This window comes from Streptomyces sp. NPDC057445, assembly GCF_042802855.1.
GTDB lineage: Bacteria > Actinomycetota > Actinomycetes > Streptomycetales > Streptomycetaceae > Streptomyces.
Map to the genome: position 1 here is coordinate 22,717 of NZ_JBHVDH010000018.1, position 14,059 is coordinate 36,775.

The 14,059-nt window shown below is 70.9% G+C and carries 12 protein-coding genes and 1 riboswitch; of the genes, 9 read left to right on the forward strand and 3 right to left on the reverse strand.

What is annotated here, in order from left to right:
• Positions 1 to 209 precede the first annotated feature (209 nt).
• The 6 genes from ACFU5O_RS28430 to def all read left to right on the forward strand — a co-directional run bounded on the left by ACFU5O_RS28430 (position 210) and on the right by def (position 6,227).
• A complete protein-coding gene (locus ACFU5O_RS28430) occupies positions 210 to 869 on the forward strand; it encodes a sigma-70 family RNA polymerase sigma factor (protein ID WP_384244862.1) in 660 nt (219 codons plus the stop codon).
• Complete coding sequence (rsrA, locus tag ACFU5O_RS28435; RefSeq protein ID WP_384244863.1) at positions 866 to 1,186, forward strand: mycothiol system anti-sigma-R factor; 321 nt, start codon at positions 866 to 868, stop codon at positions 1,184 to 1,186. The genes ACFU5O_RS28430 and rsrA overlap by 4 nt, the downstream gene beginning before the upstream one ends.
• A gap of 312 nt (positions 1,187 to 1,498) precedes the next feature.
• Positions 1,499 to 3,085, forward strand: a complete 1,587-nt coding sequence (locus ACFU5O_RS28440) for an HD-GYP domain-containing protein (protein ID WP_384244865.1) — start codon at positions 1,499 to 1,501, stop codon at positions 3,083 to 3,085.
• The gene (locus tag ACFU5O_RS28445) at positions 3,082 to 4,338 is read left to right on the forward strand and encodes an HD-GYP domain-containing protein (RefSeq protein WP_384244866.1); all 1,257 of its coding nucleotides are present in this window, start codon (positions 3,082 to 3,084) and stop codon (positions 4,336 to 4,338) included. The genes ACFU5O_RS28440 and ACFU5O_RS28445 overlap by 4 nt, the downstream gene beginning before the upstream one ends.
• Before the next feature lie 210 nt (positions 4,339 to 4,548).
• On the forward strand, positions 4,549 to 5,529 hold the full coding sequence (locus tag ACFU5O_RS28450; RefSeq protein ID WP_384244867.1) for a tetratricopeptide repeat protein: 981 nt from the start codon (positions 4,549 to 4,551) through the stop codon (positions 5,527 to 5,529).
• Between the two features lie 68 nt (positions 5,530 to 5,597).
• Positions 5,598 to 6,227 carry a peptide deformylase gene (gene def, locus ACFU5O_RS28455; protein ID WP_384244869.1) on the forward strand — a complete coding sequence of 210 codons (630 nt, stop codon included), beginning with the start codon at positions 5,598 to 5,600 and terminating at the stop codon, positions 6,225 to 6,227.
• A gap of 374 nt (positions 6,228 to 6,601) precedes the next feature.
• Here def and ACFU5O_RS28460 read toward each other — a convergent pair whose 3' ends face one another.
• The 3 genes from ACFU5O_RS28460 to ACFU5O_RS28470 all read right to left on the reverse strand — a co-directional run bounded on the left by ACFU5O_RS28460 (position 6,602) and on the right by ACFU5O_RS28470 (position 10,855).
• Positions 6,602 to 7,639, reverse strand: a complete 1,038-nt coding sequence (locus ACFU5O_RS28460; RefSeq protein WP_384244870.1) for a ribonucleotide-diphosphate reductase subunit beta — start codon at positions 7,637 to 7,639, stop codon at positions 6,602 to 6,604.
• On the reverse strand, positions 7,639 to 10,029 hold the full coding sequence (locus ACFU5O_RS28465; protein WP_384244871.1) for a ribonucleoside-diphosphate reductase subunit alpha: 2,391 nt from the start codon (positions 10,027 to 10,029) through the stop codon (positions 7,639 to 7,641). The genes ACFU5O_RS28460 and ACFU5O_RS28465 overlap by 1 nt, the downstream gene beginning before the upstream one ends.
• Positions 10,030 to 10,182: 153 nt before the next feature.
• Positions 10,183 to 10,275, reverse strand: a riboswitch (cobalamin riboswitch).
• A 79-nt stretch (positions 10,276 to 10,354) separates the two neighbouring features.
• On the reverse strand, positions 10,355 to 10,855 hold the full coding sequence (locus ACFU5O_RS28470) for a GNAT family N-acetyltransferase (RefSeq protein WP_384244873.1): 501 nt from the start codon (positions 10,853 to 10,855) through the stop codon (positions 10,355 to 10,357).
• Between the two features lie 346 nt (positions 10,856 to 11,201).
• Between ACFU5O_RS28470 and ACFU5O_RS28475 the strand changes: the two genes are divergently transcribed.
• The 3 genes from ACFU5O_RS28475 to pstA are packed head-to-tail and all read left to right on the forward strand — an operon-like array spanning position 11,202 to position 13,997.
• The gene (locus ACFU5O_RS28475; protein ID WP_384244874.1) at positions 11,202 to 11,672 is read left to right on the forward strand and encodes a hypothetical protein; all 471 of its coding nucleotides are present in this window, start codon (positions 11,202 to 11,204) and stop codon (positions 11,670 to 11,672) included.
• Between the two features lie 8 nt (positions 11,673 to 11,680).
• Entirely contained in the window at positions 11,681 to 12,700 is a 1,020-nt protein-coding gene (gene pstC / locus ACFU5O_RS28480; RefSeq protein WP_384244875.1) for a phosphate ABC transporter permease subunit PstC, read from the forward strand.
• A 1-nt stretch (position 12,701) separates the two neighbouring features.
• Positions 12,702 to 13,997: a phosphate ABC transporter permease PstA gene (pstA, locus tag ACFU5O_RS28485; protein ID WP_384244877.1), complete on the forward strand. Its 1,296-nt coding sequence runs from the start codon at positions 12,702 to 12,704 to the stop codon at positions 13,995 to 13,997.
• Positions 13,998 to 14,059: the final 62 nt, after the last annotated feature.

Here is a 14,059-nt window from a genome sequence, read left to right on the forward strand (position 1 = left end):
TGAGCCGGACGTCAGCACACGTACGTGGAGAGGGAGTCCGTCGCATGGGTTCGACCATCTGCCCGAGCAGGTCGCAGGCCGCTGACCTGGACTGGACGGTGCTGCCTGCGCCCAAGGCGACCCCCGTTCGGGCGGCGGGCGGAGCGGTTGGTCGTCTATCCTCCGATTCGAGCGGGTCCGGTTTCGGTCTCGCCACAGCGTTGGAGGAGGTGGGTCCGGTCACTGGGACCGACGACGGCCGCACGGACGATCGCACGGACGAGACGGCCGCCGAGCGCAACGCACGATTCGAGCGGGACGCGCTCGGCTACCTCGACCAGATGTACTCGGCCGCGCTGCGCATGACGCGCAATCCGGCCGACGCCGAGGATCTCGTACAGGAGACGTACGCGAAGGCGTACGGCTCCTTCCACCAGTTCCGCGAAGGCACCAACCTCAAGGCCTGGCTGTACCGCATCCTCACGAACACCTTCATCAACTCGTACCGCAAGAAGCAGCGAGAGCCGCAGCGCAGTGCCGCCGAGGAGATCGAGGACTGGCAGCTCGCGCGCGCCGAGTCGCACATGTCGACGGGCCTGCGCTCCGCCGAGTCGCAGGCGCTCGACCATCTGCCGGACTCGGACGTGAAGGAAGCCCTGCAGGCGATCCCCGAGGAGTTCCGCATCGCCGTCTATCTGGCGGACGTGGAGGGCTTTGCCTACAAGGAGATCGCGGACATCATGGGAACGCCCATCGGGACGGTGATGTCCCGACTGCACCGGGGCCGCCGCCAGTTGCGCGAAATGCTCGAGGACTACGCCCGTGAGCGCGGGCTGGTGCCGGCCGGCGCCGGGGAGTCGACGAACGATCGGAAAGGCTCGGGCTCATGAGCTGCGGAGAGCCGCACGAGACGGATTGCGCGGAGGTACTCGATCATCTCTACGAGTTCCTCGACCGTGAGATGCCCGATGCCGACTGCACCAAGTTTGAGGTGCACTTCGAGGAGTGCTCACCCTGCCTGGAGAAGTACGGCCTGGAGCAGGCGGTGAAGAAGCTCGTCAAGCGCTGCTGCGGCCATGACGACGTGCCGGTCGACCTGCGGGCCAAGGTCATGGGCCGGATCGAGCTGATCAGGGCGGGCGAGGCGGTGCCGGAGCACGATGTGACGGCGACGGTGGCGGATCTGCCGAACGCGACGGCGGAGTAGCGGGGACCGCGAGCCGGACGGGACGAGAGGGGCGCACCGGAAGGTGCGCCCCTTCTGTCTGCCCCGGCGGCCCGCCGGCCGCAACGTCCGGGAAGCCGGCGAGGGTCGGCCGTGCTCCGGTGGAGTACCGAGGTACCCGGTGCATGGGTGTGGCCCCGGCAGAGGCCCGTGGATGCCGCTGTGTCACCCGATGGTGCTAATCGCCCGTTCCCAGCCACAGTCCAACGTTCAACTCGTTAGCCTGACGCTCGATTTGGGGGACTTGGGGGGCCTTGAAGGGCCCTGGGGGCGGCTGAGGAGGGCTGACGGCTGGTGAGAGGCATTCCGGGCGGGGTACGCGCGCTGGTTCTCTGTGCCGTGTTGTGTGCCGGCGCATGTGCTTTTCCCGCGCTGCTGCCGGGTGCGGATGTCTCCTGGGGCGAGGTTGCGCTGCTCGCCGCGATCTACGCGCTCTGCGAGGCCCCGGGCGGCCGTACGCTCGCCGGACGGTTACCGGGCGGTCCGGTACCGCTGGGTGCCGGATCGTTCTTTCCCGTCCTGCTGGCGGCCGCGTTGCTGCTGCCGCCCGCCGCGGCGGCGCTGGTCGCGGTGCCCGGCGCGGTCGTCGCCCATGTGGAACAGGAGCCCGAGGGCATACGGAGGGCGTGGCGCGCCGCCCAACTCGCCCTGGCCGCGTGGGCCGCGTCGTGGGCGGCCGTCCTGTGCGGCGGGCTCGGCAACGCGCCCGGCGCTCCGATCGCGCTGCTGCCCGCGGGGGCGGCGGTGCTGGCGTTCTCCGTGGTGCTCGCCGCGCTGGACGGGGCCATCCTGGCCATGGCCGAATGCCTGCCGTTGGGCGCGGCCTGGCGTGGGCTGCTGCCGCGCTCGCTCGCGCCGCACGCCGTTCACGGGCCGGCCGGACTGATGATGGCCCTCCTGTGGCGAAGCCCGTACGGCCCGGTCTCCGCCACGCTCGTCCTGCTGCCGATGTACATCTCCTGCTGGGTTTTCGCGCAGTACCACCGTGAGCAGCACGCGCACGAGTCCACCATCCGCGCGCTCGTGCAGGCCGTCGACATCAAGGACCGGTACACCCGCGGCCACAGCGAGCGGGTGGGACGGGCGTCCGTGCTGATCGCGCGGGAGCTGGGCATGGACGAGGAACGTCAGGCGGCCCTCCGTTTCGCCGGTGTCCTGCACGACCTCGGCAAGCTCGGCGTGCCCACGCGTGTGCTGCGCAAGGACGGGCCCCTCACGCCGGAGGAGCGGCGCGTGATCGAACTCCACCCGGAGTACGGGCACGAGATGGTCCGCGGCATCGGCTTCCTCGGCGAGGCCAGGGCGGCGATCCTGCACCACCACGAACGGCTCGACGGCAGCGGCTATCCGTACGGTCTCGCCGGACGGCAGATCCCCGAGTTCGCGCGCGTCGTGGCCGTCGCCGACGCGTTCGACGCGATGACCTCGACCCGCTCCTACCGGCGGGCCCGGCCGGTCGCCACGGCGGTCGAGGAACTGAAGCGGTGCGCCGGCACCCAGTTCGACCCACGGATGGTGCGTGCCCTCGACCGTGCCCTGACCCGCCACGGCTGGCAGCCGGAGGTCACCGTGGACACGCCGCCCCTGCCGGGCGCGGGCGCGCAGCCGGTCGCGGCTCCGCCGTCGGCCGCGGGTCCGGTGTCGGGCGCCGGGACGTACCGGCCGCAGCCGCCGCGCGGCGGCACGGACGCGGCCGGGTTCATGGCCGACGACCGTGGCCGCCGCGGGCCCGGCGGGTACGGCGCCGGACCGGCGGCCGGCGTGACCGCATCCGGAGCCCCCGGCGCATACGCAGGCGCGGCCGGAAGGGTGCGGCGGGTGGTGGAGGCCGTGGCCACGGCCCGGGCGGCGCGTGGCATCCCCGACAGGCGGGACGGATGAGGCGCAGCGTCCCGCTCACCGTCGTGGGCGTGTACGGCACCGCCGCGGCGCTCACGGGGGCCGGACTGGCCCGGACCCTGTGGAACGGGATCGAGGACCCCGAGATCGCGCTCGCGTTCGGGGTGCTCATCGCCGTCGGGGAGCTCGCACGCAGGGACGCGCCGCCGGGGGAGCGTGAGCCCGCGCCCGTCGGATCCGCGGGGGCGCTGGCGTACGCGCTGCTCGCCGAGAGTGCCGGACGGTCCACGACGCACGGCGTCCTCCAGGTCGTCGCGGTCTGCGTCGCGGGAGCGCTCGCCGGCGCCGTACCCCATCTCGCCCGCGGCCGTGGCCCCGCACCGGACCAGGCGGTCCGCCGGGTGATCACCGTCGCATTCGCCGCGGTGTGCTTCCAACCGCTGCGCGACTCGGGAGAGTTGGCCGGACAGGTCGGCAAGGGCCCCTACTATGCACTCTGCCTGGTGCTGGTCCTTCTCCTCACCGCGCTCTGCGACGCCGTGCTCGCGGCCCTGATGCTGCGGGCCCGCACCCGTTATCCGTACGGCCCACTCCTGCGCGACGAGCTGCGCTCGCTCCTCGGCATCGGCTCTGCGGTCTGCGCGACCGGCGCCGTGATGGCGCTCGCCGTCGCCGTCACGGGGCTCTGGGCGCTGCCCGTGCTCTGCGTACCGCTGCTCCTCACCCAGCTCTCGTTCCGCCGTTACGCGGCGATACGGACGACCTGCCGCCAGACCATCGCCTCGCTGGCCCGGGCCACCGAGATCGCCGGGTACACCCCCCACGGTCACGCCCGCCGGGTCGCGGCGCTCAGCACCGCCGTGGGGCGGGATCTGGGTCTGTCCGCGGCCGAGCTGACCGTTCTGGAGTACGCGGCGCTCATGCACGACATCGGGCAGCTCTCGCTGGTGGACCCCGTACCGGAAGGGGCAACCGCTTTGCTTCCCGCGGCCGAGCAGCGCCGAATAGCCATGCTGGGGGGCGCGGTGGTCCGCCAGACCGGCGTGCCTGCGTACGTCGCCGTCATTGTCGAGCGGCAGGCCGACCCCTACCGTGAGCAGCCGCTGCCCGCCCGGATCGTCCGTACCGTCAACGCGTACGACGATCTCACCGGTGAAAGTGCCAAAGGCGTGCTCAGCGCCCTCGAACAGCTCCGTCTCGCGACCGCCCACGACCATCAGCCGGAAGTCGTGGAGTCGCTCGCCCGTGTGCTGGGCCGACAGGGGCGCGGTCCGCAGGGCCCGGTCCTGCGCTGACCCGTGGTGGCGGGAGGCGGGTCGGCTGTCTGACCTCCTGCCTGTCCGGGTAACCCATGGGTAATGAGCGAGCGTCGGACCGGGCATGGTTGGATGCGAATGAAGGCAGGTACAAGAGACAGACGACGGACGACAGCGACACGGACGACAGCGACACAGACAGGCAATGTGTCCGGGGGAAGTGACCCGAGCGACCGGCAGGCAGGAATCGTGAGGATCTTCGGGAAGGTACGGCATCGGCCCTCCGCCTCTTGGCGGCAGGCCACCGACCGCGCGTTCACGCTGATCGGCGACGGCCGGTACGAGGACGCGGGAGCACTGCTGACCCGCGCGGCGGACCTGGAGCCCTGGCTCTCGGAGTCCTGGTTCAACCTGGCGCTGCTGCACAAGTTCCGGCACGACTGGGAGCAGGCGCGCGCCGCGGGCCTGCGCGCCGTGGCGCTGCTCGACAAGGAGACCGGCGCCCCGGACTGGTGGAACGTGGGCATCGCCGCCACCGCCCTGCAGGACTGGCCGCTGGCCCGCCGCTCCTGGCAGGCGTACGGGCTCAAGGTCCCCGGCGAGGCCGCGGCCAACGGCGAGCCGCTCGGCATGGAGCTGGGCAGCGCCGCCGTGAGGCTGTCGCCGGAGGGCGAGGCCGAGGTCGTGTGGGGCCGCAGGCTCGACCCGGCCCGGATAGAGGTGCTCTCCATCCCGCTGCCGTCGTCCGGCCGCCGCTGGGGCGAGGTCGTTCTGCACGACGGCGTACCGCACGGCGAGCGCACCACCGCCGCCGGCCACAGCTTCCCCGTCTTCGACGAGATCGAGCTCTGGGCGCCCTCGCCCGTCCCCACCTGGGTGGTGCTGCTGGAGGCCGCCACCGAGGAGGACCGGGACGCGCTGGAGCAGCTCGCCGCCGACGCCGGTTTCGCCGCCGAGGACTGGTCCTCTTCGGTGCGGCTGCTGTGCCGGGCCTGTTCCGAAGGCGTGATGCCGAGCGCCGAGGGTGACGGCGAGCACCTCGATCCGCACGACCACAGTGAGCCCGGCCACCCCGGACCGCTGGGCCACCGCACGGCCGGGGACCTGTGGGTGCCGGAGCGCGAGTGCGGTATCGCGGCTCCCGCCGGGCTGGTGCGCGGCCTGCTCGACGGCTGGGTCGCGGACAGCCCGGACAGCCGTGAGTGGCGAGATCTCGAGGAAGTCTGCTGACCACTCCGGCAGGGCCGTAGGCTGTACCGGACATCGAGACCGGGTTTTTCAGGAAGGCTTACGGCGGAATGGCGCAGCAGGAGACGGACGAGCAGATCAACGACGGCTTCGTCGTCGACACGGAGGACTGCGAGGAGCGCGAGCGGGCGTACCGCGAGCGCGGCACGGCCCGTCCGATCACCGTCGTGGGCAACCCGGTGCTCCACAAGGAGTGCAAGGACGTCACCGAGTTCGACGACAAGCTCGCGGCGCTGATCGACGACATGTTCGCCAGCCAGCGGGCGGCGGAGGGCGTTGGCCTGGCCGCCAACCAGATCGGGGTGGACCTGAAGGTCTTCGTCTACGACTGCCCGGACGACGAGGGTGCACGTCACACCGGTGTGGTCTGCAACCCGGTGCTCCAGGAGCTGCCGCCGGAGCGTCGTGTGCTCGACGACTCGAACGAGGGCTGCCTGTCCGTCCCGACCGCGTACGCGTCGCTGGCCCGTCCGGACTACGCCGAGGTGCACGGGCAGGACGCCCAGGGCAACCCGATCAAGGTGCGTGGCACCGGCTACTTCGCCCGCTGCCTGCAGCACGAGACGGACCATCTGTACGGCTACCTGTACATCGACCGGCTGTCGAAGCGCGACCGCAAGGACGCGCTGAAGCAGATGGCCGAGGGTACGCCCCGCTACGAGACCGTGCCGAACGACTGACGGCGGCGGCCCTTCCGCCGTTTGCGCGCCCCGCACCGTGGACCGGTGCGGGGCGCGCGCGTTACCGCCGACGGGCGGACGAACGACGGCTGTCCCGGCCCTGTTGACGTGCGTCGACCACCCGGTCGGTCTCTGGCGTGCACACCCCGGCAGCTCCCGCAACCGGCGGACCCGTCAACTCCTCATGGCGGCCGATGCCCGGACGCACCGCACGACTCCTGCTGGTCGTTCGTCATGCCCATGGTTGCCGTGTTCGCCGGGGTCGTGGCCACGGCCGGCGCGGAACTCGGCGGCCGGCTGCGCAACGCGCAACGGGCCGGGGCCCGGACCGTCATCCGGTCCGGGCCCCGACCCGCGTGCGAACGGCCGAACGGTCAGAAGTCCTCGTCCAGGTCCACGGAGCCCTCGACGGCGACCTGATACGCCGACGGGCGGCGCTCGAAGAAGTTCGTCAGCTCCTGGACGCCCTGCAGCTCCATGAAGGAGAAGGGGTTCTGCGAGCCGTAGACCGGAGCGAACCCGAGCCGGGTCAGCCGCTGGTCGGCGACACACTCCAGGTACTCGCGCATCGACTCGGTGTTCATTCCCGGGAGGCCCTCGCCGCACAGGTCGCGACCGAACTGCAGCTCAGCCGCCACGGCCTCCTTCAGCATGTCGGTGACCTGCTGCTGGAGTTCGTCGTCGAAGAGGTCGGGCTCCTCCTTGCGGACCGTGTCCACGACCTCGAAGGCGAAGTTCATGTGCATGGTTTCGTCCCGGAAGACCCAGTTCGTCCCGGTCGCCAGTCCGTGCAGCAGCCCGCGCGAGCGGAACCAGTAGACGTACGCGAACGCCCCGTAGAAGAACAGGCCCTCGATGCACGCCGCGAAGCAGATCAGATTCAGCACGAAGCGGCGGCGGTCGGCCCTGGTCTCCAGGCGGTCGATCTTCTCGACCGAGTCCATCCACTTGAAGCAGAACTCTGCCTTCTCGCGGATCGACGGAATGTTCTCGACCGCGTCGAAGGCGGCGGCGCGGTCATCCGGGTTCGGGAGGTAGGTGTCCAGCAGCGTCAGATAGAACTGGACATGTACGGCCTCCTCGAAGAGCTGGCGGGAGAGATAGAGCCGCGCCTCGGGTGAGTTGATGTGCTTGTAGAGCGTCAGCACCAGGTTGTTCGCCACGATCGAGTCGCCGGTCGCGAAGAAGGCGACCAGACGGCCGATCAGGTGCTGCTCACCGGGGGAGAGCTTGGCGAGATCGGCGACGTCCGAGTGGAGGTCGACCTCCTCCACCGTCCAGGTGTTCTTGATCGCGTCCCGGTAGCGCTCGTAGAAGTCGGGGTAGCGCATCGGGCGGAGCGTCAGCTCGAAGCCGGGGTCGAGCAGGTTCTTGTGGTGAGCGGTCTTGGCGCTCTTGGCTTCGGTGGGCATTACTGGCAGGCCTCGCAGGACTCGGGGTTCTCGAGCGAGCAGGCGATCGCTTCGGCGTCGGGGGCCGCCTGCTGTGCGGGAACGGGGGCAGTGGCAGCCGCGCTGCCGGATGCGGCGCGCGCGATGCGGGTCGCCGGACGGGAACGCAGGTAGTAGGTCGTCTTCAGGCCCTGCTTCCAGGCGTACGCGTACATCGAGCTGAGCTTGCCGATGGTCGGCGTCTCCAGGAAGAGGTTCAGCGACTGCGACTGGTCGAGGAACGGGGTGCGGGCCGCGGCCATGTCGATGAGGCCGCGCTGCGGGATCTCCCACGCCGTGCGGTACAGCGCCCGCACGTCCGCCGGGATCCAGTTGAGGCCCTGCACCGAGCCGCTGGAGTCGCGCAGCGCCTCACGGGTCTGTGCGTCCCACACGCCCAGCTTCTTCAGGTCGTTCACCAGGTAGGAGTTGACCTGGAGGAACTCGCCGGACAGCGTCTCGCGCTTGAACAGGTTCGAGACCTGCGGCTCGATGCACTCGTACACGCCCGCGATCGACGCGATGGTGGCGGTCGGCGCGATGGCGAGCAGCAGGGAGTTGCGCATGCCGGTCGTGGCGATCCGGGCGCGCAGCGCCTCCCACCGCTCGGGCCAGTTGAGCTCCACGTCGTAGTGATCGGGGTGCAGCACACCGCGCGCCGCGCGGGTCTGCTCCCAGGCGGGCAGCGGGCCGCTCCGCTCTGCGAGGTCGCAGGACGCCTCGTAGGCCGCCAGCATGATGCGCTCGGCGATGCGCGTCGACAGGGCTTTCGCCTCGGCGGAGTCGAAGGGCAGGCGCAGCTGGAAGAAGACGTCCTGGAGGCCCATCGCCCCGAGACCCACCGGGCGCCACTTGGCGTTGGAGCGGCCGGCCTGCTCGGTCGGGTAGAAGTTGATGTCGACGACCCGGTCGAGGAAGGTGACGGCCGTACGGACAGTGGCGTCGAGCCGCTCCCAGTCGATGACGTCGCCCGCGTCGCCGGCCTCGTTCCTGACGAACGCGCCGAGGTTGACGGAACCGAGGTTGCAGACCGCGGTCTCGCCGTCGTTCGTCACCTCGATGATCTCGGTGCACAGGTTGGAGGAGTGCACCACGGTGCCGGGCTCCGCGGTCTGGTTCGCGGTGCGGTTCGAGGCGTCCTTGAAGGTCATCCAGCCGTTGCCGGTCTGGGCGAGCGTACGCATCATGCGGCCGTACAGGTCGCGCGCCGGGATGGTCCTGCGGGCCAGGCCCGCCTCCTCGGCCTTGCGGTAGGCGGCGTCGAACTCGTCGCCCCAGAGGTCGACCAGCTCGGGGACGTCGGCGGGGGAGAAGAGCGACCAGTCGGCGTCCTCGTTCACCCGGCGCATGAACTCGTCCGGGATCCAGTGCGCCAGGTTGAGGTTGTGCGTACGCCGCGCCTCCTCACCCGTGTTGTCGCGCAGCTCGAGGAACTCCTCGATGTCCGCGTGCCAGGTCTCGAGGTAGACGCAGGCGGCGCCCTTGCGCCGGCCGCCCTGGTTCACGGCGGCGACGGAGGAGTCGAGGGTCCGCAGGAACGGCACGATCCCGTTGGAGTGGCCGTTGGTGCCGCGGATCAGCGAACCGCGGGAGCGGATGCGGGAGTACGACAGGCCGATGCCGCCCGCGTGCTTCGAGAGCCGCGCCACCTGGTGGTAGCGGTCGTAGATCGAGTCCAGCTCGTCCAGCGGGGAGTCCAGCAGATAGCAGGACGACATCTGGGGGTGCCGGGTACCGGAGTTGAACAGGGTCGGGGACGACGGCAGATAGTCGAGCCGGCTCATCAGCGCGTACAGCGCGGCGACCTCGTCGAGGGAGCGTACGGAGTCGTCCTCTGCGAGGCCGGCGGCCACGCGCAGCATGAACTGCTGCGGGGTCTCGACGACCTTGCGGCTGATCGGGTGGCGCAGGAGGTAGCGGCTGTAGAGGGTGCGCAGGCCGAAGTAGCCGAAGCGGTCGTCGGCCGTGGGGTCGATCAGCGCGTCGAGCCGGGAGGCGTGCGTCTCCACGAACGCGGCTGTGCGGTCCGCGATCAGGCCCTCGCGGTGGCCGACGGCGATGGAATCGGAGAACGCGGCCGCACCCTGTGAGGCCGCCTCCTTCGCGATCGTGCGAGTCAGCAGCCGGGCGGCGAGCCGTGAGTACGCCGGGTCCTCGGAGATCAGACCGGCGGCGGCCTCAGTGGCCAGTTCGCGCAACTCGGCCTCGTCGGAGCCCGCGTGGCGCCCTCGGAGGGCGGCGGCGGCGACGCGGCCGGGGTCGGTGTCGGGGAGATCGGCGGTGAGGTCGGTCAGGATGCGCAGCAGCGCGGTGCCTGGCCCATCGGCGAGCTGTGTCTGCGTAGATGCAGGATCTGGCGGCGCGATGGTCACTGGGTGCTCTCCCTCGCTCGGCTCGGGGCCGGCGGGGGCACGGGGCACGGGCGCACTCACCCGGGGGCAGGTACGCCGCGTCCACCGGCCTGTTTCCGCGAGGCCCGGACGTCGTCGGCACCCGGGCCGGTCGGTCCGGGCGCACCGTCGGCAGGTCCTCGGACTCGCGGTTGTCTGCCTGCGCGAGAGCGCAAAGGCACACCAACACACCGTTGCGGGACAGTTCCGGATTCGCACCGGATTCCCCTGCAGCGACAGCGAGCATGAGCATACATGTGGGGGCGACGGCTTGCGGCACCCCCCACATGTTGTGTCGCCGTGGTGTTCAGAGCTCCAGGCCGTAGGTGAGCAGACCGAGTCCGGGGATGGGTTCCCAGTCCCGCTCAGGGGTCCTCACGAAGCCCAGGCGCTCGTAGATGCGGTGCGCGGCACGCATGGCGGAAGTCGTCGACAGCAGGAGCCGCAGGCACCCTTCGGTGCTCCTCGCACGCTCGATGCAGGCCCTCACGAGCGCCTCCCCGGCTCCGCGTCCGCGGGCCGGCGCGGCGACCGCGAGCATCCGGAACTCGGTCTCGTCGGTCCGCGCGATGTCGGCCCACGGCGTGCCGCCGGGGGCGAAGGTCACGCCGCCGAGCACCTGCCCCGCCTCGTCCACGGCGACCAGTACCTCGGCCTGTCCGGCGCGCGTGGCGACGTCCCGAAGGACCTCGAGATAGGGGTCGGCCTCCCCGAATTCCAGTAGACCGTCACGGAGATACGTCAGCGCGGTGAGCTCTCCCAGAGCCTCGTACTCCCGCGTCTCGGCCCGTCTGATGAGGATGTCCATACCGGGAAGTGTCCCCCGGCGCGGACGAGTGCGGGTGACGCGGTCCTCCGTCCGTGCTGTGACCTGCGCTCCCGCGGGTCACAGAGGCAACCAGGGGCGCGGGGCCTCCTGTCGTCACAGGGGACGCGCAGCGTCACCGGGATCTTGATCACGATTACCTACGGTTCATCGGAGATTCCCATTCATTTGCTCTCCGTTCGGCCTTCACCTCGCCGTGCACACAGCCCCCACACAACCCGCGACCGTCAGGGGCGCTTGGGGATGTCTTTCCGCCGCACGCCACAAACGCAAGGACGGAAGACGAGTGGGGGTGGTTCTGATGGTTCGGCCGCGGTTCCTTTACGTAGTGCGCGTATCGCCACAGAGACCGGAGGGAGAGGAGAAACCGGTCGGGTGGCGACTTGTCGGCGCGAACAACCGTGAACTCGGACGCAGCGCCGACACGTTCAGCGGCCTCGCGGAGTGCCGGGCCGCGGTTGTCCGGTTCCGCGCCGAAGCCGCGGAGGCCCGGGTACTTCTCACGATGGCGGACACGGCGGGCAGTTGGACCTGGCGCCTGGAGATCGAGGGGCGGACCGTGGCGGTCGCCGGACGCTCCTATCTGCGCCATCGGGAGTGCCAGTACAACCTGGGCCAGTTCCTCGCCGCGGTTCCCGTGGCCCAGCTGGCGGAAGGCATGCCCAACCGGCGGCCCCGGCCGCGGGGTGTGCCACTGCGCGGGCCCGCGCGGCCCTCTTCCACGGGTGCGGAGCCGGACGACGAAGGCCACGCCCTCCCGCGTACCGCCGGCGTCACGGCCGGGGCGGGTGCGCGATGACGGCTGTCATGCCCGGCCCAGGGCGCTCGTCGTGGCAGGGGCCGGAAGGCGTCGACGCGCCACGTGCGGTGCGGGGCAGAGGTGAGCCGGGGGACCGCCTCTTCCGCGGGGCGGCACGTGGCAGCGGTGCCGTGGTCCTGGCCGTCATGCTGCTGGTCGGCGTCTTCCTCACCTATCGCGCGTACCAGGCGCTCGGCGTCGCGGGCGGCTCGTTCCTCACCACATCTGCGTGGGAGCCGGACTCCCGCCACTTCGGCATCGCCGCGGTGCTCACCGGGACCGTGCTCATCGGCCTGGTGGCGATCAGCATCGCGCTGCCACTGGCGCTGGGCACCGCCCTGTACATCGCGGAGTACGCGCCGCGCAGGCTGAAGCGGACGCTCGTCAGCCTCGTGGACCTGATGGCCGCCGTACCGAGCGTGGTCTACGGCCTGTGGGGCGCCTTCTTCCTGCAGGGCCATGTGGTCGGGCTGTCCCGCTGGATCGCGACGTACTTCTCATGGATCCCGTTCTTCAGGGTCGACGGAACCGACCCCCACGACCCGCTGGAGACGACGACCGTCTACACGTCGTCCACCTTCATCGCCGGGATCGTCGTGGCGCTGATGGTCACGCCGATCGCCTGCTCGGTGATGCGGGAGACCTTCTCGCAAGCACCTCCGGGCGAGCGCGAGGGCGCGTTCGCCCTCGGGGCGACCCGGTGGGGAATGATCCGCGCCGTCGTCCTGCCGTTCGGCTGGGGCGGCGTGATCGGCGGCACCATGCTCGGCCTGGGCCGGGCGCTCGGCGAGACGATCGCCGTCTACATGATCATCTCGCCGGTCTTCGCCGTGCAGCCGCACATCCTGCAGAACGGTGCCAACTCCGTCTCTGCGCTGATCGCACTGCGCTACGGCTCCGCGAGCGCGTTCGGCATGTCGGCCCTCATGGCCGCAGGACTCGCGCTCTTCCTGATGACCCTCGTCGTGAACTTCATCGCCTCCTCGATCGCGGCCCGCAGCCGCTCGGGCAGCGGGGCGGAGGCCTGAGATGACCGAGCTCGTCGAGCAACACCCGCTGCACAAGAGCACTGCCGGGCAGACGGGGACCGTACGGCCGGTGGCCGGGGACCGGGACGGCTCCCCGGAAGTCCGCCGCAACACCTCGTCCGTGCACGCCTCCGACCTGCTCGCCCTGACGGGCGCGGCCGTCGGCTCGCTCGCCCTGACGGTGCTGCTGTTCGTGTGGATCGCCCCGTTCGACTCCGTCCTGGGCTTCGTCGTCGTCGCCTGTCTGCTCTTCCTCGGCGTGTACGCGGTGCTCGTCTCCTTCGACGAGAGCGGCGTGGCGGTACGGGACAAGGTCGCGGCCGTGCTGTGGCAGAGCCTTGCCGTGCTGCTGCTCGCGGCGCTGGTCATGGTGGTGGTGTACACCCTGTGGCGGGGCCGTTCTGCCCTCGTGCACCTCAACTTCTTCACCGAGGACATGTCGCGCACCGGCCCGCTCCAGCCGCTCAGCGACGGCGGAGTCGTCCACGCGATCGTCGGAACGCTGGAGCAGATCGCCATCTCGCTGGCGATCACGGTGCCGCTCGGGCTGGCCTGCGCGGTGTTCCTCAACGAAGTGCCGGGACGTTACGCCCGGTTCGTACGGACCATCGTCGAGGCGATGACGGCGCTGCCGTCCATCGTCGCGGGGCTGTTCATCTACGCCACGGTGATCCTCATCCTCGGTTTCGACAAGTCCGGGTTCGCCGCCGCCCTGGCGCTCGGCGTGATGATGCTGCCCATCATCATCCGCGCCGCCGATGTGGTCATCAGGCTGGTGCCGGGCTCGCTGCGCGAGGCCTCGTACGCCCTGGGCGCGAGCCAGTGGCGCACGGTGTGGACCGTGGTGCTGCCCACCGCGCGCTCCGGTCTCACCACCGCCGTGATCCTCGGCACCGCCCGGGGGATCGGCGAGACCTCGCCGGTGCTGCTCACCTCCGGCTTCACGGCCGATCTGAACGCCAACGCGCTCAGCGGTCCCCAGGTCTCGCTTCCGCTGGCCACCTTCCAGCTGGTGGGCTCCCCCCAGCCCAGCCTCATCGCCCGCGGATTCGGATCGGCCGCCCTGCTGATGGCGCTCGTGCTGCTGCTGTTCGTCGTGGCGCGCGTGATCGGCGGGCGTGCTCCCGGTGAGCTCACCCGCAACCAGCAGCACCGCCGCGTACTGGCGTCGCGCCGGGACGCCGAGCGCATGAGCAGGCGCGCGCGGCTCAGGCCACAAGCGCCCGAGGGGCGGGCCGCGACGACCGGCACACCGTCGGACGGCCCGCCCGATGTCCCGGTCCGGCCGTCGGAGTGACCGCACGCCGCTCCCCGCGGGCCCGCGCCCGTCCGCGCCACGGAATCCGCCCCGCCCCGTAC